Origin of the sequence: Mycobacterium sp. (assembly GCF_035314665.1) — a bacterium.
Taxonomy (GTDB): domain Bacteria; phylum Actinomycetota; class Actinomycetes; order Mycobacteriales; family Mycobacteriaceae; genus Mycobacterium.
The window spans coordinates 1-25,700 of record NZ_DATFZD010000375.1 but is presented as its reverse complement, the minus strand read 5'-3'; the positions used below and the strand labels follow the sequence as shown (position 1 = coordinate 25,700).

The following is a 25,700-nucleotide window of genomic DNA, read 5'->3' as shown; positions in this document are numbered from 1 at the left end:
CAGCTCAATGTCAAAGACGTTGGCGCGGTTGCGTTCCTCGTCGGGGGTGAGCAAGTCGAGCAGCAGCGTGGCAACGCCCGCTTGGTTCAACACATCGGCGACATAGCGGTTGCGTGGGCTGTGGCGGCTGCTCCCGCTGCCGTGCGCGAAAACGACGATCCCGACTGGGTGCTCAGGAACCGTAAGGTGGCCGGCCACCACCGCCGGACCGGCGGCCACCCGGACTTCCTCATCGCGCACTGGCGGGTCACCGGGCGTGCCAGCGGCCGCGGGATCCCGATAGCCGTCACGGGCGCGGTCGAGCAACGCGACCACCTCGTCATCTGAGGTCTGGGCGAAGTTGCGGTAGCCCTGACCGACGCCGAAATAGAAGTCAGGTATGTGTAAGCAGATCACTTCGTCGGCGTACCCGCTAAACCGCGCGACGGTATCGTCGGCGCAGATCGGAACCGCCAACACCACGCGGCTGGCGCCCAGCGCACGGGCCACCTGGCAGGCCGCCTTAGCGGTCGCGCCGGTCGCGACGCCGTCATCGACGATTACGGCGGTGCGCTTTGCCAACGAGATGTGGCCACGCCCCCGACGGAACCGCTCTACGCGGCGCGCGAGCTCGGCCCGCTGCTTGGCTTCGACGGCGGCCATCTCGTCCTCGGATAGGTCAGCTTGCCGCACGACGGACTCGTTGATCACCCGGACCCCGCGCTCACCGATCGCGCCGAAGGCCAGCTCGGGCTGAAACGGCACGCCGAGCTTGCGCACGACAAGCACATCCAGCGGCGCCCGCAGCGCCCTGGCGACCTCGAAGGCCACCGGCACCCCGCCGCGCGGCAGGCCCAACACAACAATGTCTTGACTGCGAAACGATTCCAGGCGCTCAGCCAGCTGACGCCCGGCATCGACCCGATCATCGAACACCCTCATATCACCGCGAAGCGAAGCCAGCCGACGGGTCAGTCGACGTTGCACATCGTCACGGTCCTTGAACTGCGTCATACCTCGACTGTGCCGCGCCGGGTCGCCGCGCCGAAGGGTCTTAGGACCACTCCTGCCGGGACCAACGCCTCCTGACCCGAACGTCGGCGGCCATCTAGCGTCGGATAATGGGGCCTGCCGCGCCCCGCATCCAGACGAGAAGGACGGCCAAATGCCCAGTCGCAGCACAGATGCGGGGATCGTGGTGGGCGTCGACGACTCCCCGTCATCGACGCTGGCCGTACGGTGGGCTGCACGTGAGGCAGTCATGCGCAACGTTCCGCTGACCGTCGTGCACGTCTCAAGCCCGCTAGCCGTCAGCCCTCCGGTGCCGATCCCCGCCGGGCTTTACCGACAGCAAGAAGAAGATGCGCGCAAGGTTCTCGCCGACGCGATCAAGGCCGCCGAAGACAGCGTGCGACACGGCAACCGACCCGAGATCGACACTCAACTGTTGGTTGCGGCGCCCGTGCCGGCCCTTATCGAGCTGTCCAAAGAGGCGCACATGATGGTCGTGGGCTGCCGCGGGCAGGACGCGGTGCAGCGGGTCCTGCTCGGCTCGGTAAGTACGGGCCTGGTCCATCACGCCCACTGCCCTGTTGCGGTGATCCACGACGAAACCCCGATCCTGCTGCAACCCTCACAGTTACCGGTGCTGGTGGGCATCGATGGCTCGCCGGCCTCGCAACTGGCCACCGCGATCGCCTTCGACGAGGCATCCTTTCGCGGTGTAGAACTGGTGGCCCTACACGCCTACAGCGGCGCCGACGTGTCGATTGCGCCGTTCATGGAGCCACGGCCCGCCGCCGAGAAGACCCTCTCCGAGGGCCTAGCCGGTTTTCAGGAGCACTACCCGGACGTCCCCGTCCGCCATCGGGTTGTGTTTGATCACCCGGCCCACCATCTGCTCGACGAATCCGAATCTGCACAACTGATCGTGGTCGGTAGCCACGGCCGCGGCGGATTCGGCGGGATGCTGCTCGGCTCGGTGAGCACCGCGGTTGTACATGCAGCCCGCATTCCGGTGATAGTCGCCCGCCAACAGTAATCGGTTGTCCAGCAACACCATTGGAGGTCATTCGACATGGGCGGCATCCCGATAGGACGAATCGCCGGATTTCCGGTCAGTGTCAACTGGAGCGTGCTGGTTATCCTCTGGTTGTTCACCTGGAGCCTGGCCTCCACGTTGCCAAGCGCTGTGCCCGGCTACCCAAAGGGACCTACTGGATCGCCGGGGCGTGCGGCGCACTCATATTGCTCGGATCGTTGCTCGCACACGAGCTGACGCACGCGGTCCTGGCGCGCCGCGCCGGCGTCAAGGTGTTCGACGTGACGCTGTGGTTGTTCGGCGGCGTCACCCGCCTCGGGGTGAAGCAAAGACACCGACGGAGGCATTTCGAATCGCGGTGTCGGGTCCGCTGATGAGCCTGACGCTCGCAGCGGTCTTCGGGGGCGCGGCCTACGGGCTCGGCATGCTTGGGGTCGCACATATTGTGCTCGGCGTCGCGTGGTGGCTCGCAGGGATCAACCTGCTGCTAGGCCTTTTCAATCTGTTACCAGGTGCCCCGTTGGACGGCGGGCGGGTCCTGAAAGCCTATCTCTGGCGCCGCCACGGCGACAGCGTGCGCGCTGCGATCGGCGCGGCGCGCGCCGGGCGCATACTCGCGTTCATCCTGATCGCCCTCGGACTACTGGAGTTTCTGGCAGGGGGCATGGTCGGTGGCGTGTGGCTGGCTTTCATCGGATGGTTCATCTTCGCTGCTTCCCGCGAGGAGGAGACACAGGTAATAACCCGACAAGCCATCGCCGGTGTCCGCGTCGCCGACGTCATGACGGCCGAGCCCCACACGGCTCCCGCCGACATCACTATCGAGGACTTCATTCAGCGTTACCTACTCGGCGACCGCCATTCTTCGTATCCCGTCGCCGACCGCAACGGATCGATCATAGGGCTAATTACTTTGGCGCAACTGCGCCGCGTTCCACCGAGCCAGCGGGCTGCCACCTTGGTCCGTGAAGCCGCGATACCCCTCCCACACGTGCCCACCGCGGCTCCGCGTGAGCCGCTCACCGCGCTACTCGAACGTCTGGGATCAGACGCCGGTAACCGGGCTCTTGTCGTCGACGGGGGCCACCTAGCCGGCATCGTTACCGCAAGCGATCTCAGCCGGCTGATCGACGTCTACCGGCTTACGTCGCCCCCCGCGGACTTCGCTCAGCGGCACTGATTTCGCAGTCCTGCCCGCCTTCGAATATGTAAGACCGTTCGGGACAAGCTCTTTCGGCAGGCAAGCTACCGTTCACGTGCGGGCTCGTTGCCCAAATCATCACCGCGCGTTGTCAGAAGTCATCCAGGGATGTTTATCATTGCGCACGGAAACAACTTCCAGCAGGTCGTTAGGTCGCGCTGCAACCTGAATCCCGAATTTGCGGCTGGCGTGCTGAAGGGTCGTGCGCAGCCATTCGGCGTCGGCCCGCGAGGCACGCTCAAGTCGCATCCTCCGCACGCGTAGCGGAATCATCTGTAGCGAAACGAGTTCCCCGCTGGCCGGATCGGTCGACGTCAGATACAGCAGCCTGAGCTGGGCGCGGAACTGCTCGTGGCCGCGGATGCCTTCGTAATCGTCGATGACGTCACCGCAGCCGTACAGGATCGGTTTGCCGCGGTAGATCTCGATCGGCCTGGGATGATGCGAGGAATGTCCGTGGACAACGTCGACTCCGGCGTCGATCAACCGGTGCGCGAACCCAATTTCGTCTGGCGCTATTACATAGCCCCAATTAGATCCCCAATGCAGCGAGACGATCGCGACGTCGCCGTCGCGCTTGTGCTCGAGCACCCCGGCTGCCACGTCGTCGGCGACATGCCTGGACAGATCGCGTATCAACCACACCCCAGGCCGGTCGCTCTCTGCGGCCCACGATTCGGGAACGCCGGCCGAGGTCATCGCCACCGAGCCGACTAGCACCCGGTGTTCGTCGTGAACCGTCACCGCCGCCGGACGGCGGGCGGTATACAGGTCGGCTCCGGCCCCGGGACCTTGGATGCCCGGTTGGGTGAGAGCCTGGACGGTGTCGGTGAGCCCCTGGTAGCCGAAATCGAGAATGTGGTTGTTGGCCAACGCACACACGTCGGGCCGAAACGCCCTCAGTGCCGGAAGATTATCCGGGTGCATGCGATAACACACCGGCTTGCGGTCGGCGAATTGGCCGTCAGCGGTGATCGTGGTCTCGAGGTTGATCAGACGGACATCCACGGCGGCCTCATTGAGGATCTCCAGCACCTCGCCCCATGGCCACGCCCAATCCACCGGGCGTGCGATCAGCCCGTTTACGCGCTCGGCCAACCGGACGTATCCCCGCGCATCACGCACATACGGTTCGCGTAGCTCCGGTTCGCCTGGATGGGGCAGGATCTGGTCGACGCCACGCCCGAGCATGACGTCACCGCCCATCATTACCTTCACGAGATCAGAATCACCGGCCATCCCAACCACTGCCGTCCATGATCAATCACCGACGTATACGCGCGCTGCCACGGTCGCACCGAGCTAACCGCGCGCCGAGGGGTCGAACGTCCTCAAGATCGCGCCTAAGGTCACATCGCCAGCTCGCGCTGGGCCAGCAGAAACAAGTTCCCAGCATGGACGTCGACAGTCGGGGGACGTTCGCCCTTGGCGTTAGCCGCGACAGAGGGCACCGGCTTAAACCTATGCCGAACTCACCGTAGACAGATCGCGATTGCCGCGCTTCATAATCACCATTGGCGATCGCAAATCAGCAGCGCGCAACCGGCGGCATCCAGCGTGGCGCGACCGGAGGGCCTCAGCAGAACATCCGTCGGCCCCGGTCGCATCGGATCCACCACAACCAGTTGGATCGGCGTGGCCGCTCTTTGCAGCTGCTCCAGATAGTTGAGCAGGCTGAAGTGATCGTGCACCGACTCGATATCGAGATCCGGATAGTTTCTGCGCCAATGGGTGAGACGGTGATCGATTTGTCTTTCGATACGATGACTTCGATCGGCCGCCGGGCGGGCATCGTAGTCACAACCGATTTGCCTGCGCTGCATTGTGATAACGCGCAACGGCGCCCCGCGCAGCCGGGCTTCCTGGACAGCCAACTCCAAAACAGCGCTGCAGGAAGGTGACTCATCCACCGCGGCGAGAATCAAACCGTCCTGAAGCGGCACGCTGCTCGTTGGCATAACGGCGACCGGACAATGCGCAGCAAGCGCCAACGCTGCAGCGGTGGACCCGATGCGTCCCTGCATGGCGTGTTTGACCCCGGTCGAGCCGACGCAGATCATCGCCACTGACCGCGAGGCCTCCAGCAGCGCCGCGGCCGGATGGGAGTGCACGACGTCGGCCTCTATCTTGACCTGTTTGCCCGTCGACTCAATTTCGGTGATGACGTTCTTGATGGCTTGCTCGGCAGCGGCGACTTCAGTCGCATCGTCGCGATCACCCTCGTTGGTGGCGTCGATTGCGCACACCAGCTGCAAGGGGACGTCACGGCTTACGGCCTCATCGATCGCCCAGAGTGCGGCTTGGGCCGCTGAGCGAGAGCCGTCGATTCCGACGACAATGGACGATGACGACGAGTACGGACCGCGCATGGTGGCTCCTATCAGACCGTTACCTAGCCATGATTCGTCGCCGTCGAGACGGAAGGACAGGGCCCTTGGTCCTCGATCCGCCACCATCCGGCCCTCCCTTCCATCGCAGCCGCCGAGCTACCGGAGTTCGTCTAGTAAGCCGGCTCGTCGCAAGCTCGTTATCCGTCCCTACGGTCCTGGTCGTTTCATGACTGGCGCGACAACCGTTCCTGCTTCGATTCGCGCGTGCCAACCCGCAGCCAGCATGGCGACGCGAAGTGATCGAGCACTGCGCCACAACTGATGAATGCCTCTCGGCCCGAATGGTCTGTCCCCGGCACCGTCCGGTAACGATCGACGAACAAGCGCAGACGCCCTCGGCCACCTACCGCCATGGCTGGCTGTTGTGCACGGATGGAGCCCGGCACGTCACTAGCACCGCTTTCCGCAGAACCTCGATGTCCCGCGTCGAATGCATGACGTCAACCCCTCGCCGAGTTTACGGTTCGCTATTGACGGCAGGGCGCTAGCGGTATCGCTGACTAGGGTCGTATGTCCCCGTCGGCAGGGCCAGCTCACGTGATTCCGTGCGTCGATTGACGTTCGACGCCGGGCTTGGACGTCTTGGTTTCGACGTAGTCGACCAGATCAGCCAACGTCCGCAGCGACGCGTAGTCCGCTTCTGGGATGTCGACGTGCAGCCGCCGGTGGATACCACGCAGAAAGTTCAGCCAGTCCATGGAATCAAGATCGACTTGATCGCGCAGCAGGACGTCGTCGCGAATGTCATCGGGTTCGATTTCGGGGGCAATGGTTGTCAGCACAGACAGGACCACACCACGCATGTCTTCTTCAGTCATGGCACGTCACTTTTCTAGGACGTCGGGTTGCTGGAGCAGCTCGTTGATCGCGGTGAGGAACAACGCACCCCGGTGACCGTCACTTGCTCGGTGGTCGGCGGCGAGCGTGGCTTGCACGGTGGTGACGACGCGGATTCCTGCGTCAATGACGCACACTCGCTGGGCCGGCTTGCCGAATCCGACGAGGGCTACCTGCGGTGGGTAGATGACGCCGAAGACAGCGTCGACGCCTTTGTCGCCCAGGTTGGTGACCGTGATGGTCGGGTCGGACATTTCTGAACTCCGCAGTGAGAAGGAGCGTGCCCGCGCCACGAGATCGGTTAGATCGTCCATCAATTCGTCGAGCTTCTTGTCCGGCACGTCGTGTATGGCCGGCGCGAGGAGGCCACCACCGCGCAGCGAGATCCCGACACCGATATGAACCCCAGTCGCGGGCTGGAACCCGTCATCTCGCCAAAATCCGTTGAACTCGCCGAACCGCTGCGCAGCGATGCCGACAGCCTTCAATAGCAAGACGGCTGGCAGTACACGTTCATCGATGGAACGCTGTGCGTTTCGCGTAATCAGCCAGGTCAGCGAGTTTTCCAAGATGATTTCGTCGGCAAGGTAATAGTGCGGAATCTCCCGCTTGGACCGGCTCATCGCGGCCGCGATCGACTTCCGCATCTGTGCTGCGCGGTCGGCCGACGTCGGCTTGGTTTTCGGCTTGGTGGCTGGTTCCTTGGAGGCGGCGGCGTGCTCGACGTCGCTTATGGTGATTGACCCCTGCGGACCGGTGCCGCTCACCGTGTCGATATCGACGTCGAGACTTTGGGCCAGGCGGCGTGCGGCCGGTGATATCCAGCGACGTCGTTGCGGGACCGTCGGGGAAGTGACGGCGGCGCCCCGCGCGCTCGACGGTGCCGGCGCCGGCTTTGCGGCGGCTCTCGTCGACGGCCGAGGCCGTCGACGAGGCCGTCGTTCTGCACGCTCACCCGGTGCCAGCAGCGTGGCCAATACTGTTCCCACTTGGACGGTTTCACCGACAGGGACGACTAGCTCGGTGACCGTGCCCTCCTGCCAGCATTCGATTTCGACCGCGGCCTTGGTGGTCTCGACGACCGCCACGATTTGGCCCCGAGTCACCTTGTCACCGGGTTTGACCAACCATTCGTCTAGGGTGCCTTCGTCCATATCGGAACCCAGGGCGGGCATCTTGAACTCGATCATTGTTGCTCGCCGAATAGGCTTTGTACGGCGGCGACGATTGTGGCAGTTTGGGGTAGCGCCGCTTGTTCCAGGTGCTTTGCGTACGGCATGGGAACTTCGGCGCTGCACACTCGAGCAACTGGCGCGTCGAGGTCGTAGAAGGCTCCCTCCATCAGCCGTGCCATGACCTCTGCCGCCAAGCTGCCAGTACGCCACGCCTCGTCAATCACGACGGCACGATGTGTCTTGCGCACAGATTTGAGGATGGTGTCATCGTCAAGTGGTCGCAAGACCCGCAGATCGACCACTTCGCAGTCGATTCCGGCCAGTGACAACTCGTTCGCGGCGTCGAGCGCCTTCGAAAGAGACCCACCGTAGGTCACCACGGTGGCGTCAGTCCCGCTGCGCCTGACGACTGCCCGGGAGATATCAGTAGGGGTAAGGGCCTCGACGTCGGCTGAGGTGTTGTAGAGCTGAACGTGCTCGAAGATCACCACCGGGTCCGGGTCCGCCAAGGCCGGCCCGAGCATGCCGTAGGCATCTTCGACGGTGGCAGGTGATACCACCTTGATGCCCGGAATGTGGGCGTACCACGGCTCCAGGCTATGCGAGTGCTGGGCGGCGAGCTGGCGCCCGGCCCCGGTCGCCATTCTGACAACGAGCGGGACAGAAAATTGCCCACCCGACATATGGCGAAGGGCCGCGGCGGTATTGACGAGCTGATCCAGCGCCAACAGGCTGAAGTTCACCGTCATGACTTCGACTATCGGGCGGAGTCCGTTCAGGGCTGCACCGATTCCGACACCAACGAAACCCAACTCCGATAGTGGGGTGTCACGCACCCGTTCGGGACCGAACTCCGCCAGTAGGCCCTTGGATGCCGCGTAGGTTCCGCCGTAGCGTCCGACGTCTTCCCCCATCAGCACAACGCGTGGGTCGTCGCGTAAGGCGTCGCGAATCGCATCGTGAACAGCGGTTCGGTAGGTGGTCTTCATCGTGCCGGCTCCCGGGTTGACTCTTCGATCGCTTCCCATCCCTCGGACGAGGAGGGTGTAAGCACGTCACGCTCGAGATCCGCTGCGTCTTCCCATGTCCCCGCCTCAGCGAACGCCACCGCGGCCTCGATCTCGGCTGCCGCGGAATCTTCGATGTCACGCACGTCATCATCGGAGAGTGTTCCGTCGAGCAGGCACTGCTCGGTAAATGACCGGATCGGGTCACGCTCGCGCCACTGTTCGACCTCGGCCTTGTCTCGATACAGTTCCGGGTCGAACATCGAATGCGCCCGGAACCGGTAGGTGCGGAACTCGATGAAGAAAGGGCCACCGGTGTTGCGGACCTGATCGACACCCTGTTGCGCGGCGGTGTGGCAAGCCTCGACATTCATCCCATCGACAGCCAGCGTCGGAACGCGGTACGAAGCCGCCTTGACGGTGAGATCGGTCTGCGACTGCGCCCGCTCCAACGCGGTGCCCATCGCGTAAAGGTTGTTCTCGCAACAGAACAACACCGGCAAGTGCCACAACGCGGCCATGTTCAACGACTCGTGAAACGCGCCCTCGGCCACGGCGCCGTCACCGAAATAGCATGCAGTTACCCGCTTTTGCTGCAACATCGCATCAGCGAGCGCGATGCCTACCGCGAGTGGCAGGCCACCGGCGACGATCGCGTTGCCACCGTAGAACCGCTTGGACGCATCGAACAGGTGCATCGACCCGCCGCGTCCACGTGAGCAGCCCTCCTGCTTGCCGAACATCTCGGCCATGATCGAGGTCATCGGGATGCCGCGCAACAGCGCGTGTGCATGCTCGCGGTAGGTCGCGACGACGGCGTCATCGTTGGCCAATGCGCGCAGTGAACCGGCCGCGACGGCTTCTTCCCCGACATAGAGATGAAGGAATCCACGAATCTTGGCTGCGCTGTAAAGTTCCGCGCATTTCTCCTCCATGCGTCGTACGCGGACCATATCCGACAACAGTCCACGCGCCAGGTCCCTATCGGTCATAATGGCACTCCCTCGGCGTGGTGGTCAGGCTGTTGCTCGATGGTGGAGGTATCACCTTCGGGCAGCCCGAGTTCGCGGGCCTTCAGCAGCCGGCGCATGATCTTGCCGCTGCTTGTGTGTGGCAGCGTGTCGGCGAACTCGATCTCTTTGGGCGCCACCGCGGCCCCGAGCCGCTTGCGCGCGCGGCCAAGCAATTCCAGGCGCAGGTCTTCGTCGCCGACTACACCATCTTTCAGAGTGACAAAGGCTTTGACGATTTCGCCGACTGTTGGATCGGGCTTGCCGATGACTGCCGCTTCGGCCACCGCCGGATGATCGGTGAGCGCGCTTTCTACCTCGAACGGGCCGATCAGATGTCCCGCGGACTTGATCACGTCGTCTTTGCGTCCGACAAACCAAAAGTAACCGTCGGCATCTTTCTTGGCGAGATCTCCGGTCAGGTAGAGCCCGTCGGTGAAGCACTTTCGGTATCGCTCCTCGGCGTGCAGATAGCCGCGGAACATCGATGGCCAGCCTGACTTGAGCGCGAGCTCACCCTCGATCCCGGGTTCGTCGATGACCGTCGTTGTGCCGTCGTCGTTGTGGCGCACTATATATGCGTCCACTCCAGGCAGCGGCCGGCCCATCGAGCCAGGCTTGATGTCGAACGCCGGTGTATTCGCAATCATGATGCCGCCCGTCTCGGTCTGCCACCAATTATCGTGAATCGCTAAGCCCAGCACGCGCTTTCCCCACCAGACCGCTTCAGGGTTGAGCGGCTCGCCCACACTTGCGATGAAACGAAGCCGCGGAAAGTGGTATTGCGCCGGCAGTTCGGGGCCTGCTTTGATCAGCATCCTTATTGCGGTCGGTGCCGTATACCACACCGACACATTCTGGTCCTGCAGGATCCGATACCACCGCTGGGCATCGAACTCCGCCTCGTCGACGATGGAGGTAACCCCATGCAGCAGCGGACTGATGATGCCGTAGGACGTTCCGGTCACCCAGCCGGGATCGGCTGTGCACCAATAGATGTCGTCGGGATGCAGATCAAGCGCATACAAGCCGGTGATGTAGTGCATCGCGACGGCGCCGTGTACGTGGATAGCACCTTTTGGTGTACCGGTGGTACCGCTGGTGAAGTGCAGTAGCGCCGGATCATCAGCGGTCGTGGGCTCGATCGGGGTGTTCTCGTCGGCTGCGTTCATCCAGTACCAGAAGTTGAGCGTCCCGGGCAGCTGGTCGCCGGCTTTGTCTTCGTCGACTACCAAAATGTGCCGCACCGACGGCATTCGACTATGGATCTTGGCGATCTTGCGCTGGTAAATCGCTCGAGTGGTCACCAACACATCGGCTTGCCCGATGTTCACTCTGGTAGCGATTGGCTCCGGCCCGAAGGCCGAAAACAGCGGCGAAACGACGCTGCCGTTGCGAAGCGCACCCAGCATCGTGATGTAGAGCTCGGGGCGGCGGCCCATGATCGTGAACACACGGTTGCCCTTGTTGATGCCGAGCGAGCGCAGCACGCCGGCGAATCTATTGACAAGCCGGCTGAGCTCGGCGTAGCTGAGATCTCGCGTAGTGATCGCGCCGTCCCAGTCGTTGTCGGTGACGAACCGTAACGCTGTCCGTCTCGCGGCTGGGCCCGCCGCGTGCCGGTCGACGGCGGCGTAGGCGATGTTGCACCTGCCGGGCCCCATGCCTTCGCACAACGCAGGCACATCGGACCAGCGGAATCGCGCACGCGCATTCTCGTAGTCCGTAAGGTTGGGCCCGACTCCGTAGCCGTGGGGCGATTTGCGGATGATATCCATGAGGGTCCTAGGTGCGTGGCCAGCCGGTTCCCGCAAAGTAGTCGACTCGGCGGTTCGCTGCCATGACTGTCCCTATTCGGTCGCTTGGGCGTCTTCATCGTTTTCCGAGCACTCCATGCCGCAATAGAGACGAAAGTCATCAGTCAAGACGCGTTTTGTCCTTGGGCCAAGGGCGCTCTGGGCCGAGGTCCGCTCATCGTCCGAATCCGCCGAGATGCATTCGTGCGTTTTGGGCGAGCCGAGCCGGCGGAACCGAGTCCGCCGGAAGACCTCCGTTTCGTCGCCTGTGGCCAACCAATGCCAGGCCATGAGATCCGGATCGTCGACGCCGCCGGCAACGAGTTGGGTGATCGCCGTGAAGGTCGCATCGAGTTCCGCGGTCCACCAAACGCTCAATCCCAGAGACGTCGTCGTTCCGATTTTTGGTTTGATATCTGGCCGCACAGGGCCGTTCCTCGGCACAGGCTCGATAGTCGGCGATGGGTCAATCCTGCTGACTACAAACCACGTCATCACCGCCTTCAACGGTCACTTGGAATCGTGCTCATGACGGACCTCACGCACCCCCGTACCCAATTTCGCTGATCGGGCGCGACACAGTGCATGACCTCGCCTTGCTGCGGATTACCGAATACCGCCCACCTCGGCCGCTTGTCGTCGACTTCGACGACTTCACCGAAAACACGACGCTGATGGCATTTGAATATGGCCCCACCCGGCAAAAGGGCAACCAGATCACCTTGAATCCCGCCACACGGATAGGTCACATGACGCGGCGCCTCGGGCCGGCCGACGGACTGACTGCGTTGACAGACGAGGCGATGGAATCGTCGTTCCCGGCCTTGCGCGGCGCGAGTGGTGCCCCGGCGATGATTAACGAAGTGGCTGTTAATGTGTTGCTCGGCAAGGAAACCCTTGGCGTCGTCGGCGTCGTTATCGCAAACGCCGCCTACCACCTGGCGCCAATTCAGGTCGAGGAAGTTCTCAACGCGGACAACGCTTCGTACGGTGAAACGCGCTTCATGTTGCCGCAGGGCCTCGCAGTGAGTGTTCGCCATATTCGGGCGATGTACGAGAAAGCCCTGTCCGAGGGGGAATAGCGCGTCAGTCGAATTCGCGTGTGGATGTCACCCACTTCCGCGGCCGTCTATATAGCCGAGGCGTCCCAGGGCTGCGCACCGACCGACTCCATGTCGTCCTCGTCGACACCATGCGCCCGGGCCCATTCGCGCCGTAGCGACGCCATCGACTACCGGTTCGACCGCATCGAGGAGGCGATGGTGTTCGGCCGTGCCGACGACCGGGCGCCTTTGGCAGGGTTCACGCCCTCAGCCCGAGCGTAAGGGCGTCACCCTATCTGGCGGGTTCCCCGGGCTAATTTTCCAAAAGATATTTGCTTACCGCAGTTCGGGCAGAACCTTTCGGCAGGGTGGTGCTCTGCTCCGCAGCTCGCACAGAAGTGGGGTTCCGTCGCCGTCAACTGTCGCGCGGGAACGACGCCGAGGGGTTGGACGGCGCCGGTTTCTTCATGAACCTGTGGACCGACAGGTTCCGTGGCAACGCCACCGGCCGCGGGGGGCCCGTCCGGAACCGGCTGGAAGCCAGCAGCTTCGGCTTCGACGAGACGCTGCCGACGGCTTCGCACCACCATGAAGATCGCACGGCCACCAACGGCGAGCACCAGTAAAACGGCACTTACGATGTACCACAACAGGTTTGAGCTATGCAACACCGATACATCACCGTACTGCTGGCGCAGATTGGCTGCGCTCGTCCTGAGATCGGCCAGGCCGGGATAGTCCGGTGACATGGCCAAGGTTTGGTCGAAATCCTTGATCGCGTCGCCGTAGTGGCCGGAGTAGTAATGGTCGAGCCCTTTTCGGTAGTACACGTCGGCGGGGCCGAGCATCGGCTTGAAGCCCTTGCCCGCCAGTATCGCCGCGAGACCGTCTGCGGGTGCGACGAAGTTGAACGCCTGCGGTTCGCCGGCGGGGGCGAAGCTGTTCACCCCGATCACCTTGCCGTTGAGCTCGATGGTCGGCCCGCCACTCATGCCTTCCGTGACCGCGGCATCGATTTCATATTCCGGAATGGATTCCATGGTCGACTTTTTGCTGACCGTGCCGCTCTTGTTCGTTGGGTCTAGCGAGGGACCGGTGACCCGTTGGGTGGTCTCCGGGAAGCCGACCGCGAGAATCGATGTACCGATGCTCACGTCGGCGTCGGTAGCCAGCTCGGACGACGGCATGTTGTGCTGTGCTACCTTGAGAAGGGCGACGTCGCCTTTGCCGAGGGACCGGAAATCGACGACATTGGCTAGCATCTTCCCGGCAACCTTTGTGCCGGTGCCGTACAACAACGTGAGGCTAATCTCCGGACCCCGGTCGGCAGTGTCGCCTTCGACCCGTGCGTTCTTCAGAAGCCACTCCAGTGCTGCGACCGGGTCCCGGCCCGTAGGCGAGTCGGGAAACTGATCCATATAGGTACTCACGGCATTTTTGAGTATTAACTCTTTTGCGGTCTCCGGATCGACGCAGTGACCTGCGGTCGCTACCCAACCGTCGGGATTGACGACGAAACCGGTGCAGCCCCAGGTTGCGACGAAGGGGAAAGTCGAACCTCCGCCAAATTGAGACAGCATCTGGCCGCTGGGCAGCCGGACCTGGCCGTAAGTCTGACCCGCGAGGTACATTACGGCCGGCCGGATCATGGCCGCCGCCCTTTCCTCCGGGTTAACCTGCGGACGACCGCCATCGGCAGATGCGGTGCCCGGCAACCCAACCAACACCGCCAGAGCAGCCGCAGACAGCATCGCCAACGCCCGGCCCCAACGAGCGCGTCTGGCCATGATTCCTCCTCGTATCGAACCTGGCCTTTGACGATCCGGCACGTCGCGTGGTGGGGGTAGGGGCCGAAGTCCCATGCCCAGAGGTCATTGGTTTCGACTTCAGCCGTCGGGCATGCAGCCCGCGGTCCGTGAACTGCTTCTAAATCTCAGGTGTCGGCAATACGCTGATCGCCACGGCAAGCTGAGAAGCGCGAACCCAAAGTCTTCGTTGTGCTCGTTGGCGGTTCCCTGGGGCTGCATCGCGGCTAGCAGATTACCGCCGTCGATCATCGCGCGGTGTTCGCGCTTTGGAAATCAGCGCCAATAGACATGCGCGAAAAGCCTTCTCGTCGAGGCGCATTCGGAGAGCGATCTGGCTATCAGTATGGCCGGCCACAAGCAAGCGCAACTGCTCGCCTTCCTGTTCGGTCAATGCGGAGACGGCGCCCATGAAGTCCTCGCGCGCGCGGTTGACGAGCCAGGCAGTATCGGCGCCGGTGTCAAAGAGAAACTCGCCAGCGGCGGCGTTCTTGAGCACCCGGGACGACGTGTTAGGGACTTACGTCCCGGTGAAAGTCGCGAAAGTCCTTGACTGGCAAGCACCGATCATCGACGCCGATCTAGGTCAAATGATCCGGTGAGGAAGGACTTTAGGCACTCGTGTTGGTGGCGTGGACACCATAGCGTTTGCTTCGGCGAAAGTTGCCGTTCGCTGCGACAGGATTTGCAGCGTCATATCACGAAATTTGAGGAGATTGACAATGACGAAGACAACCGAAAAGACCGAGGCACGCTGGGCCGAACTGTCTGACGAGGTGCTCGAATCGGTCGAGGCAAGCCGTAAGCAGGCCATCGACGCCATCCGCAAGTTCGTCGATCAGGTGGGTGGAGAGGTCCCCGATGAGGCGCGGCGCAAGAACGTCATCGACGCCGCCCTGGACTTAACCGAAGAGCTGGTCACCGGGCGGATCGAGTTCTTCCGCAGCGTGGTGCGAAGCGCCGGCCAGGCGGTAGGCGGCAAACACTCGTAACGGCTCAACGATCCAGGGCCGATGGTCGAACGGTTGCCCGCGCGGCACCGCCCGGCCATCGGTCATTAGTCATTCGACGTCCGGCTCCCCCGAAAGGCGCATGACGACGTTCCGCGCGGCGTGCTGCAGTTCCACTGCCGCAGCCCAGTCGGCGCCCGACGGCCAAATCGGCTCACCAACCGCGATGTCGACGGCTCCCCGTCGCGGAAAGCGGTGCTCTGGCCGCAGGATTGTCCGCGTCCCGCGGATGGCCACGGGGACGGCGGGCACACCGGTTTCGGCGGCCACCACGAATGCGCCCATGTGGAAGGGCCGCAACCCGGGGGCGCGGGCCAGGCGGCCTTCGGGGAAGATGACGAGCGACTGTCCGGCTCGCACTAGGGCAGCCAGCCGGTCGGCGTCGGCCACGCCGTGCGCGCGCTGGTGGCGTTCGACGAACTGGTGGCCCAGCCGCCTGAGCACGAATCCGTTGAGTGCCTGACGCTCGAGCACTTCACCCGCGACGAAGTGGAACGACTGTGGCATCACCGCAGCCAGCACCGGCCCGTCGATCCAGCTGGCGTGGTTGGCCACCGCGATGGAGGTCCCTGCTGGGAGCTGGTCGAGGCCATGCACCGCAACCGGCGTACCGGTAAGGCGAGCCAGCAGCCGGATCGATCCCTGGGCCACCCGCCAGCGCCATTGCGGTCGCGGTAGCAACAGCAACAAGACGGCAACCGACAACCCAAGAACCGTGTACACCACCCACGCATAGACGGCGAACGCCACAGCGCCCGCCGCGCGACCAGCGCGGCGCAGCGACGGCAGGGCGCCGCGGAGGCGAAGCCGGGCCAACTCCCACCACATCGCACGCGGTCGCACGCCGATCTTTCCTGCCTGGTAGATCTGCCGGCTAGCGGCCCGCCGGATCTTTCCGCTCGAGGTCTTCAGCACAGTGCGCGGTGGCGCCAAGACCACGTCGTCGGGAGGCACCCCTAGCAGATCCACTGCAGTGGCTGCGATTTCGGAGCGCAACGCGGCGCGGCTGTCGTCTCCGGTCGCTCGGCTCTCTGCCATGACGACGAGTCGCTCGGCACCCCCCGACGGGTCGGGAGAAGCGAACACTGCCACACATCCCTTGCGCACACCTTTGATGTTGCCGACCGCCTCTTCGAGCTCCGCCGGGTGCAGATTGCGTCCGGCCCGGATGATCACGTCCTTTACCCGACCGGTGACGAACAGGTCGGCGCCGGCCATGTAGCCGAGGTCGCCCGTGTCGAGCCAGTCGTCATGAAACAGTGCACGTGTCGGCGGCGCGTTGTTGAAATAGCCGGCGGTTGCCGACGGACCACGGAACTCGATGCGACCTTCACGGCGATCACCCAACTCGTTTCCGGCGGCGTCGACGATCCGGATCTCGTGGCCTGGCAGCGGATGGCCGCAGGCGACGAAACGGAGGTCTTCCGGTGCACCCGGTTCCGCCGGCTCGGCCCGTCCGGAACGGGTGAATGCATCTCGGCGGATTCGGTCGATGACCGGACCCCGTCCGAGCGGCGGGAAAGCCAGGCCCACCGCGGACTCGGCCAACCCGTACACCGGTGTCATCGCATCCCACCGAAACCCATAAGGACCGAAGCGATCGGCGAACCGCTCGATCGTCGTGGGGCTTACCGGCTCAGCGCCGTTGTAGGCCAACCGCCACGAGCTCAGGTCGAGTCCTTGGATCTCATCGTCGCGGACCTTGGCGAGGCAGAGTTCATAGGAGAAGTTCGGGCCGGCCGACATGGTTCCCCGGTTGGCGTGGATCGCCCAGAGCCATCGTGACGGGCGAATCAGGAACGCCTGGGGGCTCATCACCACCAGCGGGACACCGAAATACATGCACCCGAGCCACGCACCGATCAAACCCATGTCGTGATACAGCGGCAGCCAACTGACGAAGGTGTCCGCCCCGGACGCCGCTGCGGCCTGACCCATCACCCGGATATTGGCGAGCAGGTTTCGGTGCGTGAGTGCGACTCCTTTGGGCTGCCCGGTGCTGCCCGAAGTGTATTGGACCAGCGCGAGGTCGTCGGCTCGCGGCCGCGGAAGCACGTCTTCGCCTGCGCCCGTGAGGGATTCGGGAACGACGACGTGGCGTAGGCTTTCGACGTTCGAGCGCAGCAGGTGGCCGAGGGTAACGGCCTCGGGCACCGTGACGAGCAGTGTGGCCCGGGCGTTCGCGAGGATGCCGGTCGTGCGACGCAGGTGATCCGCCAGCTGGGAAGGCCGGGCCGGCGGGTAGACCGGAACAGGTACGGCGCCGGCGAGGACCACACCGGCAAAGGTGGCGAAATACGCCCGGCAGGTGGGCAACATGATGGCGACCGTGTCGCCCGGCATGACGTCGTGCGCGATCAACCCGGCCGCTACCGCAGCCGCCTCCTGGTGCAGCGTGGCATAGGTCACGTCTATGGGGGCGCCAGCATCGTCGAGGATGCGGATGTGCGTTCGGTCCGGGGTCGCGCGGACATGCCAGTTGAGGGCGTCGTTCAGAGTCAAGGTTGTGTCTGGCGCCAGAACACCCGGCGCGGTGGCCGGAAGTGAAACCATGCCACGGTCCTCCACCATGGCGGGCTGGCCGCTAGCGACGGCCGCTAAGAGATCGCGCGGCGTCTCCGCACTGGCCAGGATGTGGGGCGGCAGTGCCACCCCGAATTTGTCCTGGACGCGCAGCAACAGTTCCGCCAGCTCAAGGCTGCCGATGCCCAGGTTGTCAAACGTGCTGTCAAGCGTCACCGAGGGCGGCGTGGCATGCGGGTGAACCTCGGCGACGAGGCCGCGCACCAGCGCCAGGATGGGAGGGGCGCACTCTTGGTTTGCCATTGCTCATGAAGCAGCCTGGGAGCGCGTGATTCGCTTGCGAAGACGTTGGGCGAATGCCGCGGCCCGGTCCAGGTCGTGATCGTTCGGCCGTCCCCTGTTTATCCCGCCAATGAACCCGAACGGGCCAACCGTGTCGAACCCGCGGCAGGAGAACGAATCGAGTACCTCAAAGCCCTTCGAAGCAAGCTGGTTTCGGACCGGCTTGCGGTAGTCCATCAGCGGAATCTGTCGGGCGCCGCTGGTGAAGAAGGTAAACGCTCGGACCTGGTCAACGGCTGGTAGGCGACGTATCAAGTTCCGTAGCGTCGCATCTACCGTCATGAAATAAATGCCGGACCCGAAACCGACGAGGTCGTACTCGCCGAGCGTTTCGGGATCGACCGACTCGGGTTCGACGACCTCGGCATCAAGCACCGCAGCCATCCGGTCGGCTATGCGGCGGGTATTGCCGTGCGATTTCGAAACGCAAACGATGAGCGCCTTCATCGCCCAACTCCTTTCCAGAACGTGGCCCGGACGGGTCCATGCTGCGTGGGCACCTCGCCGTCGGGTAAGGGCGCAATGGCACGAAGGCCCGGGGCGTAAGTCACTTTTGGTCCGGTCAGTCGAACGCGTGGATTACCTGGCGGGCCACGTGCTGGATCTGCCGGCGCGTGTCGTCATCGAGCGGTAGCTCATCGAGGGCCGGGATCTCCCCGGTCGCAGTGACCGCCCCGGGTTCCTCCTGCTCCCAGCGCGCGTTGACCTTATCGCCCAACGCACGCACGGGCCCGTTGTCGGAAAGCACCCGGCCGTGAAACCGCTCGATGCCGTCGACGCGTGCCGCGACCGCCAGCGCACCGAGCAGCAGTGTCCCGATCCCGCGGCCCTGGTAGGCATCCGCCACGGTGAGCGCAACCTCCGCCGACGCGAGGTCGTCTTCATCCCGAATGAAGCGTGCATCGGCGACAACCGGCCCGTCCACGCCGTCGGTGACGACCCAGACGAAGTGATCAACGTAATCGACCTCGAACAGGTAGGCCGACCGTGCTTCGGTCGGAGCACCACCCTGGTACCGCCGGTAAAGAGTCTGCCGCGAGAACGCGCCGCTTTCCTTGAAGCACTCGGCATCGCCGGGCAGGACTGGGCGCAGCAATAGCCCGGCACCGTCTTTGGCCGATACCGGGATCGGGGCGACGTATGCGGCCAACCGCTGTCGCGCGGTACGGACCATCCGATCGGCGACGACCGGCATTGCCAGCATGCACTCGAAAGCGACGTCGTATCCGAAATACCCGCACACGTCATCTTCCGCGATCACCGTCGCCGTTCTGGGTGCGTTTCGCAGCAACGCGATTTCACCGACAATCGTCCCTGGCAACAGCTCGGTCACCGCAATCTGTCCATCCGGGCCGACGTGCCTGATCTCAACTCGACCGGATGTGATGATCGCAAACGACACCGCCCGCTCACCCTGCCGCATCAGGACCTCGCCGGCGCGCGCATGCAGGGGCTCCAGGTTGGCAGCCAACGCTGCAAGGTCCTCATCGGGGATATCGGCGAACACATGTAGCGCCGTCAGTTCCTCGGTGCTAACGCCACTCACGCTGGCCCGCTTAGAAGCCCGGCGCGAGCCGGATTTGCATCGCTTCGGCGGCACCTGCCGACCGTGATCAGCTGAGGCAGCGGTCATTTCGCCAATTCCTGTGTCGCTGCGCTTCCGACGCAAGTTACTTCACACTGCGTCATCACCGGATGTACGGTACGCGACCGGCGCAGCCTGCGCCCGGGCAATTCGCAGGTAGGCGCAGTGACAAAAGACCCTGTCGTGCTGGGACTTCGGCAGATCCAATGCCAGACCAAAGCATTCCGGTAGTCGTGCTCTTGGCCTCTACGTCTCGGCGAGCCAGAAGTGGTCGGATGGACTAGGTAAGGCTAGCCGGTAGACGGCGATGAATTCAGCGACATGGCGGCATCATTGGCCATAGCGCAGGCCGACGAGCACGATCTATCAGTTGACCGACCGTCTGCACGACGGGCATAGGGCCCGGGTACCCGCTCACGAGATCACGGCCACAGTGTCCGCATGGTTGGCGGAGGTGGGCCCCCACAGCCCATTGGTTGACGACCTTGCACGCGCGGTGAGTGTCGGTGATTGGCCGGCAACCTATGCCTTAGGCGAGTACTTATCCGTCGATGTAGCTGTTGCCAGTTGATTACCCAACCACACCTGAAGACGGGCGGCCGGTCAGCCTGACGTTGCGCAGAACACTCGGCTTCGTTGGAAAGAACGATTGCCAAACATCCGGATGACTTTGGCCCCTATCCCCGACCTGGAGGACCTGGCAGGATCGAAGGCCCTACCAGATCACCGCCCCACCGCTATTCGGCTCAGCACCAATGGATTAGCAACATGAACGCACTACCCGCCTCGCACGAGAGGCCCGACTTCACCAAGATCGAGAATCGCGCGCCATCGGTGGCACGGATGTTCTTCGACCGCGTCGCCGCGACCCCGCACGCGGAGGCCTTTCGGTATCCGCAAGAGGACGGCTGGGAGAGCGTGACCTGGCAGCAGGTCGGCGAACGCGTCTACAACATCGCCGGCGGGTTGATTTCACTGGGAATCGCCCCAGAGGATCGGGTCGCCCTCGCGTCGTCGACGCGCTACGAGTGGGTGCTCGTCGATTTCGCCGTGATGTGCGGCGGCGCCGCGACCACCACCGTGTATCCGACGACAAACGCCGGCGATGTCGTCTACATCGTCGCCAACTCCGGAAGCCGGGTGGTAGTCGCGGAGGATCAGACCCAGCTCCACAAGCTGCTCGAGCACCGCGCCGAACTGCCTGATGTGAGCAAGGTCGTGATCATCGATGGCAAGGGCGACGGCGATTGGGTTATCACCCTCTACGAGCTGGAGCAGTTGGGTAAGCAACTGCTCGCCGACTCGCCCAACGCCATCAACGAGCGGGTTGCAACCGTCGGTCCGGACCAGCTCGCCAGCCTCATCTACACTTCCGGCACCACCGGGCGGCCGAAGGGCGTGCGGCTGACCCACGGGGCATGGACGTACACCGCTGCGGCCATTGACGCGCTCAACATCCTCGGCCCCGACGACCTGAACTTCCTGTGGCTGCCACTGGCACACGCATTCGGCAAAGTGATGCTGGCACTGCCGCTGCAGATCGGCTTCCCCACCGCGATCGACGGCCGCGTCGAGAGGATTGTCGATAACCTCGCGGCCCTGCGTCCCACCATCATGGGTGCAGCACCGCGCATCTTCGAGAAGGCACATGCCCGCATCGAGGGGATGGTCGCCGAGCAGGGCAGGCTCACGAAAACGATGTTCGACTTGGCAATTGGAATCGGCACGCGGGTGTCGCAAGCCCGGCAAGCCGGGAAGAAGCCTTCGTTGGCGTCATCGCTGGCCTACAAGGTGGCCGACCGGCTGGTGTTCTCCACCATCCGCGAGCGGTTTGGTGGGCGGTTGCGGTTCTTCGTCTCCGCGGCTGCCGCTCTGGACCGTGACGTCGCGCAATGGTTCGACGCAGTCGGCATCGTCGTGCTCGAGGGCTACGGCCTGACCGAGACTGCGGCCGCATCATTTATCAACCGCCCCAACGCTTACCGGCTCGGAACGGTCGGCTGGCCGTTCCCTGGAACGGAGGCCAAGATCGCCGACGACGGCGAGGTCTTGCTCCGGGGACCTGGTGTGATGACCGCCTACCACGATCTACCGGAAGCCACCGCCGAGGCACTCGACGAGGACGGTTGGTTCCACACCGGCGACGTCGGGGAGATCGACGCCGACGGCTATCTGCAGATCACCGACCGCAAGAAGGACATGTTCAAGACCTCGCAAGGCAAGTACGTGGCGCCATCGGGGATCGATGCGAAATTCAAGGGCCTCTGTCCGTATGTGAGCGAGCTTCTCGTCTACGGGGAGGCTAAGCCCTACTGCGTGGCGCTGGTGAGCCTCGACAACGAAGCGATCACCGACTGGGCCGGCACGCAAGGTCTGGTGGGCAATTCCTTCGCCGAGATAGCCCGTGATGAGAAAACACAGCAACTGATCGCCGGCTACATCGACGGGCTGAACCTGGAACTGAATCGCTGGGAGCAGATTAAGAGATTCACGATCATCGACCGCGAACTCTCGATCGAAGCCGGCGACCTGACGCCGAGCTTGAAGCTGCGCCGCAAGTTAGTCATCGAGAAATTCGCCGAGCGCCTCTCGGCTCTCTACGAACAATGAGGAGCGTGCAGACCTAACAACGACCAATGCGACTGGCTGAAAGTTCGACAGCGAAAAGCTAAGCACTACAACATGAGTCCAGTTTCTGCGGAAGCACGCAGTTCGAAAGCCAGCTGGCACAACGCTTTCAGCGAGAATCCAGTGCAACCCCTGTGCGGCTACCGTACGAACTTGGAAGACCGATACGAGAGGCAGCGGGTCACAGTCGCCATGACGCCCCGACACTTTCCTGCGTTGTTCACCGACCTTTATGAGGTCACGATGGCGCAGGCCTATATCGCTGAACACATGTCGGGAACGGCGGTGTTCGAGACCATGTTTCGCAGGCTCCCCCAGGGCCGGTCCTACGTGATGGCTGCCGGCCTGTCAGATGTGCTCGATTTTCTCGAAGCGTTTCAATTCCAGCCGGAGGATATTGACTACTTGCGCGGATTGCGGTTGTTTACCGAGGAATTCCTGCAGTACCTCTCCGCGGTTCGCTTCACCGGAGACGTGTGGGCAGTACCGGAAGGGACGGTGGTGTTTCCCAACCAGCCGATCGTGCAGGTGATCGCCCCAATTCTGGAAGCCCAGCTCGCCGAGACATTCGTGGTAAACCAGATTCACCTACAAAGCGTGATCGCGAGTAAGGCTGCCCGTGTGGTCGAGGCCGCTCGCGGACGAATGGTGGTGGATTTCGGAGCGCGGCGCGCGCACGGCACCGACGCGGCGCTCAAAGTCGCGCGAGCCGGTTATCTCGCCGGCATTGCGGGCACATCGAACCTGCTCGCGGCGCGCGAGTACGGAATCCCCGCGTTCGGCACGATGGCTCACAGCTTCATTCAAGCCTTCGATAACGAGCTCGCCGCGTTTGACGCATTCGCCCGGCTCTACCCGGGCACAACCTTGCTCGTCGATACCTACGACACACTGCACGGTGTCGACCACGTCATCGAACTCGCCAAACGTCGGAATGACTTCGATGTGGCAGCGATTCGGCTCGATTCCGGGGACCTCGGCGCGCTATCGAAGGCGGCACGCGCAAAACTCGACGCGGCGGGTTTGAACCAAGTCGAAATCGTCGCTTCGTCCGGTCTCGACGAGTACCGAATCGCGGCGCTGATGGATGATGGCTGCCCCATCGATGCCTTCGCGGTGGGAACCAAACTCGCTGTGGCCCAAGACGCGCCCGCGCTCGACATGGCTTACAAGCTCGTGGAGTACGACGGCATCGGGCGGACCAAATTCTCCAGCGGCAAGGTGATCTATCCGGGGCGTAAGCAGGTAGTCCGGCGGCTTGATCACGGGGTCTTCGCCGGCGACACGATCGGTCAGCCCGACGAACAGCTCGACGGAGAGCCGCTGCTGATACCCGTCATGAAGAATGGCCGGCGCCTTCTGCAGCACGATCCCGGCTTACCGGCGTCGCGGAGCTGGGCGCGCCAGCAGATCGATCGGCTTCCGCCTCAGCTTCGTTCGCTGGAAGCTATCGGCTGGTCCTACCCGGTGGACATCAGCCCAGGGATCGCGGGCGAGCTGGAAAGGCTACGTCGCGCTCAGCAATCGATGGGTTGACTGTTCGCCCGCAGATCACGGCTGGACCGAGAACAGGGTGACGGAGCCGGACCAATAGTCGCCGACGTAGCCCGCGCCATCGATATGTCGCCGAGGTCCTCAACAACGCCGGGCTCGCCACGGTGGTCTTCGACCTGCTGACGCTCGATGAAGCACGCGACCGCGCCAACGTCTTCGACATCGCATTGCTCGCCCGCCGAATGGTCGACGTCACTGGCTGGCTGGCCGGCCAACCCGACACCGCGTCAGTGCCGGTCGGTTACTTCGGTGCCAGTACCGGTGCGGGCGCGGCGCTGGCTGCGGCACGCATCCCGGTGTCAAGGTAGCGGCGGTGATATCCCGCGGCGGGCGGCCTGATCTTGCGGGTGAGTCGCTGCGCGAGGTGCGCGCTCCGACCCTGTTGATAGTCGGTGGAAGCGACGAGATGGTCCTCAAGCTGAACCGGCAGGACAGGCGGCGATCCCTGCCCGAGTGCGAGGTCGCCGTGGTCCCTGCCGCCACCCACCTTTTCCAGGAACCGGGCACGCTCGAGCAAGTGGTGGTGCTGGCGCGCGACTGGTTCATCGACCACCTAGCTCACCCGGGGCAATAGACCGGTCGAAAAGCCATGGCGGACAGCGGTTCAGCACACCGGACTGTGCCGCACACGGCGGATTTGCAGCCTTGCATGCAAAGTCGCTCGCCTCGTTCCTTTTTTGGGGGTCGTCAAAGGCTGAACTTGAAAGCGGCGGAATCAAGTTCGAGCGTGACGCGGCGCTCAGCTGGCCGGTGTGATAAGCCCGTAATGCCCGTCGTAGCGGTGATATAACACGCTCCCCCGGTCTCGGGCAGTATCGACGAAGAACAGGAACGGTAGGCCAAGCAACCCGGTCCGTTCGATTGCCTGCTCGACGGTGAGCCGCGGAGCTGGCTGCGGACTGATGGTCAGGGGCAGCTCGAACGGCGCCGGCTTGTCTGCAGATTCCGGATTGACCTGTGCGAGGCGGTATTCCGCGGGGCCTTCGCGATACAGCACGCTGTCCTGCTGCGTGCCCTCCTCTGTGAACAGGTGGAAGTCGTAGTCGAGCAGCTCCATCTCGACCGCGGCCTCGTCGACAGTACTGGTTGGCAGGCTGTACGACTTGTGACGCATGATTCGGCGTTCGCTTTCCGGCCTGGGGAAATACGTCGGCCGGTGGGTGGGCTCGGACTGGTGCCGCCATTCGTGCGGACCAACCCGAGGGATGCCGCCTCGCTTGGCTTCCCAGTGTTCGGCGCTGCGTTCCAGTCGATGACGCAGGCGCGCCTCGAGTCGATCGATTGCTTCGGCCGCGGTGACGCCTTCGACCTGCGCGCGGACCAGCCGGCCGTTGACGTCGAGGTTCGCCTGCGCAATTACCCGGCGGGCCACCGCTGGATCGCCGTGCTCACTTAATCTGACATGAGCGTGCAGCACCGGTTGGTGGGTGAGGCGACCGAGCTCGCCGATCTTTGTCCGTGCGTAGTCCTCGGAACCAGGTAGCTGCCCGTGCGTCGTTACCTCGACGTCGAGAACAGCCGGTAAATCGGTTCCCTGTCTCATGATTCGTTGCTATGCTCTCGCAAATCGTCGCCGTAGGGCCAAAGGTCATCGTAAACGCGGCACACCGTCGCACATCCTTGCGCGGGCCTTGTTCAGTGGTGCAGATGCGTGACCAGCTCGTGGGTACTGGCTTGGATATCGGTTGATGTCAAAGCGAACAGCTGATTCGCCAAATGGGACAACGCCCGGGCGATCGCAAGTTCGTCGCCGATCTGGGCCAGCGGCTCGTCG

General features: G+C 63.5%; 23 protein-coding genes and 3 pseudogenes. 9 read left to right on the top strand and 17 right to left on the bottom strand.

The window, feature by feature from the left end; translation table 11 throughout:
* Nucleotides 1-921: phosphoribosyltransferase (locus VKI00_RS26770; protein WP_324443637.1), on the bottom strand; the 921-nt coding region annotated here is incomplete at its 3' end.
* Nucleotides 922-1,144: 223 nt separating this feature from the next.
* Here VKI00_RS26770 and VKI00_RS26765 point away from each other — a divergent pair.
* Both VKI00_RS26765 and VKI00_RS26760 read left to right on the top strand, forming a co-directional pair.
* Complete coding sequence (locus VKI00_RS26765; RefSeq protein ID WP_324443631.1) at nt 1,145-2,020, top strand: universal stress protein; 876 nt, start codon at nt 1,145-1,147, stop codon at nt 2,018-2,020.
* Between the two features lie 36 nt (nt 2,021-2,056).
* Nucleotides 2,057-3,200: pseudogene (locus VKI00_RS26760) on the top strand (site-2 protease family protein).
* 99 nt (nt 3,201-3,299) lie between these two features.
* On the opposite strand, the gene VKI00_RS26755 reads toward VKI00_RS26760, so the two are convergent.
* From VKI00_RS26755 to VKI00_RS26715, 9 genes and pseudogenes are all read right to left on the bottom strand, one after another.
* Nucleotides 3,300-4,460 (bottom strand): CapA family protein, encoded by a 1,161-nt coding sequence (locus VKI00_RS26755; RefSeq protein WP_324443629.1) that lies wholly within the window; start codon nt 4,458-4,460, stop codon nt 3,300-3,302.
* A 269-nt stretch (nt 4,461-4,729) separates the two neighbouring features.
* Nucleotides 4,730-5,590, bottom strand: coding sequence for a universal stress protein (locus VKI00_RS26750; RefSeq protein WP_324443628.1), 861 nt, complete (start codon nt 5,588-5,590; stop codon nt 4,730-4,732).
* Nucleotides 5,591-5,806: 216 nt separating this feature from the next.
* Nucleotides 5,807-6,047: pseudogene (locus VKI00_RS26745) on the bottom strand (NAD(P)H nitroreductase); the annotation flags it as partial.
* 97 nt (nt 6,048-6,144) lie between these two features.
* Complete coding sequence (locus tag VKI00_RS26740) at nt 6,145-6,429, bottom strand: acyl carrier protein (RefSeq protein WP_324443627.1); 285 nt, start codon at nt 6,427-6,429, stop codon at nt 6,145-6,147.
* A gap of 6 nt (nt 6,430-6,435) precedes the next feature.
* Complete coding sequence (locus tag VKI00_RS26735; RefSeq protein ID WP_324443626.1) at nt 6,436-7,638, bottom strand: dihydrolipoamide acetyltransferase family protein; 1,203 nt, start codon at nt 7,636-7,638, stop codon at nt 6,436-6,438.
* Nucleotides 7,635-8,612 carry an alpha-ketoacid dehydrogenase subunit beta gene (locus VKI00_RS26730; RefSeq protein ID WP_324443624.1) on the bottom strand — a complete coding sequence of 326 codons (978 nt, stop codon included), beginning with the start codon at nt 8,610-8,612 and terminating at the stop codon, nt 7,635-7,637. The genes VKI00_RS26735 and VKI00_RS26730 overlap by 4 nt, the downstream gene beginning before the upstream one ends.
* Nucleotides 8,609-9,622: a pyruvate dehydrogenase (acetyl-transferring) E1 component subunit alpha gene (pdhA, locus tag VKI00_RS26725; protein WP_324443622.1), complete on the bottom strand. Its 1,014-nt coding sequence runs from the start codon at nt 9,620-9,622 to the stop codon at nt 8,609-8,611. The genes VKI00_RS26730 and pdhA overlap by 4 nt, the downstream gene beginning before the upstream one ends.
* Nucleotides 9,619-11,418 (bottom strand): acetate--CoA ligase, encoded by a 1,800-nt coding sequence (gene acsA, locus VKI00_RS26720; RefSeq protein WP_324443620.1) that lies wholly within the window; start codon nt 11,416-11,418, stop codon nt 9,619-9,621. The genes pdhA and acsA overlap by 4 nt, the downstream gene beginning before the upstream one ends.
* Before the next feature lie 72 nt (nt 11,419-11,490).
* Nucleotides 11,491-11,862, bottom strand: coding sequence for a hypothetical protein (locus VKI00_RS26715; protein ID WP_324443618.1), 372 nt, complete (start codon nt 11,860-11,862; stop codon nt 11,491-11,493).
* Nucleotides 11,863-12,017: 155 nt separating this feature from the next.
* Between VKI00_RS26715 and VKI00_RS26710 the strand changes: the two genes are divergently transcribed.
* Both VKI00_RS26710 and VKI00_RS26705 read left to right on the top strand, forming a co-directional pair.
* Complete coding sequence (locus VKI00_RS26710) at nt 12,018-12,518, top strand: hypothetical protein (RefSeq protein ID WP_324443616.1); 501 nt, start codon at nt 12,018-12,020, stop codon at nt 12,516-12,518.
* Between the two features lie 24 nt (nt 12,519-12,542).
* Nucleotides 12,543-12,761 (top strand): hypothetical protein, encoded by a 219-nt coding sequence (locus VKI00_RS26705; protein WP_324443639.1) that lies wholly within the window; start codon nt 12,543-12,545, stop codon nt 12,759-12,761.
* Between the two features lie 5 nt (nt 12,762-12,766).
* Here VKI00_RS26705 and VKI00_RS26700 read toward each other — a convergent pair whose 3' ends face one another.
* Both VKI00_RS26700 and VKI00_RS26695 read right to left on the bottom strand, forming a co-directional pair.
* On the bottom strand, nt 12,767-14,266 hold the full coding sequence (locus tag VKI00_RS26700) for a trypsin-like peptidase domain-containing protein (protein ID WP_324443614.1): 1,500 nt from the start codon (nt 14,264-14,266) through the stop codon (nt 12,767-12,769).
* Between the two features lie 253 nt (nt 14,267-14,519).
* Complete coding sequence (locus VKI00_RS26695; RefSeq protein ID WP_324443612.1) at nt 14,520-14,783, bottom strand: hypothetical protein; 264 nt, start codon at nt 14,781-14,783, stop codon at nt 14,520-14,522.
* A 223-nt stretch (nt 14,784-15,006) separates the two neighbouring features.
* Here VKI00_RS26695 and VKI00_RS26690 point away from each other — a divergent pair, with 223 nt between their 5' ends.
* Complete coding sequence (locus VKI00_RS26690; protein WP_324443610.1) at nt 15,007-15,276, top strand: hypothetical protein; 270 nt, start codon at nt 15,007-15,009, stop codon at nt 15,274-15,276.
* Between the two features lie 69 nt (nt 15,277-15,345).
* Here VKI00_RS26690 and VKI00_RS26685 read toward each other — a convergent pair whose 3' ends face one another.
* From VKI00_RS26685 to VKI00_RS26675, 3 genes are all read right to left on the bottom strand, one after another.
* Nucleotides 15,346-18,120: an AMP-binding protein gene (locus VKI00_RS26685; protein ID WP_414687299.1), complete on the bottom strand. Its 2,775-nt coding sequence runs from the start codon at nt 18,118-18,120 to the stop codon at nt 15,346-15,348.
* Between the two features lie 3 nt (nt 18,121-18,123).
* Complete coding sequence (locus VKI00_RS26680; RefSeq protein WP_324443608.1) at nt 18,124-18,606, bottom strand: flavodoxin family protein; 483 nt, start codon at nt 18,604-18,606, stop codon at nt 18,124-18,126.
* Nucleotides 18,607-18,721: 115 nt separating this feature from the next.
* The gene (locus VKI00_RS26675) at nt 18,722-19,705 is read right to left on the bottom strand and encodes a GNAT family N-acetyltransferase (protein WP_324443607.1); all 984 of its coding nucleotides are present in this window, start codon (nt 19,703-19,705) and stop codon (nt 18,722-18,724) included.
* A gap of 400 nt (nt 19,706-20,105) precedes the next feature.
* Here VKI00_RS26675 and VKI00_RS26670 point away from each other — a divergent pair, with 400 nt between their 5' ends.
* From VKI00_RS26670 to VKI00_RS26655, 4 genes and pseudogenes are all read left to right on the top strand, one after another.
* Nucleotides 20,106-20,315 (top strand): hypothetical protein, encoded by a 210-nt coding sequence (locus VKI00_RS26670; protein WP_324443635.1) that lies wholly within the window; start codon nt 20,106-20,108, stop codon nt 20,313-20,315.
* A gap of 197 nt (nt 20,316-20,512) precedes the next feature.
* Nucleotides 20,513-22,354, top strand: a complete 1,842-nt coding sequence (locus tag VKI00_RS26665) for a long-chain fatty acid--CoA ligase (protein WP_324443605.1) — start codon at nt 20,513-20,515, stop codon at nt 22,352-22,354.
* Between the two features lie 210 nt (nt 22,355-22,564).
* Nucleotides 22,565-23,908: a nicotinate phosphoribosyltransferase gene (locus tag VKI00_RS26660; RefSeq protein WP_324443603.1), complete on the top strand. Its 1,344-nt coding sequence runs from the start codon at nt 22,565-22,567 to the stop codon at nt 23,906-23,908.
* Nucleotides 23,909-23,958: 50 nt separating this feature from the next.
* Nucleotides 23,959-24,500: pseudogene (locus VKI00_RS26655) on the top strand (dienelactone hydrolase family protein); the annotation flags it as partial.
* Nucleotides 24,501-24,665: 165 nt separating this feature from the next.
* Here VKI00_RS26655 and VKI00_RS26650 read toward each other — a convergent pair.
* Nucleotides 24,666-25,469: an HPF/RaiA family ribosome-associated protein gene (locus VKI00_RS26650; RefSeq protein WP_324443601.1), complete on the bottom strand. Its 804-nt coding sequence runs from the start codon at nt 25,467-25,469 to the stop codon at nt 24,666-24,668.
* A gap of 92 nt (nt 25,470-25,561) precedes the next feature.
* Nucleotides 25,562-25,700, bottom strand: a 139-nt coding sequence (locus VKI00_RS26645) for a dsRBD fold-containing protein (RefSeq protein ID WP_324443633.1), incomplete at its 5' end; no start/stop codon positions are given.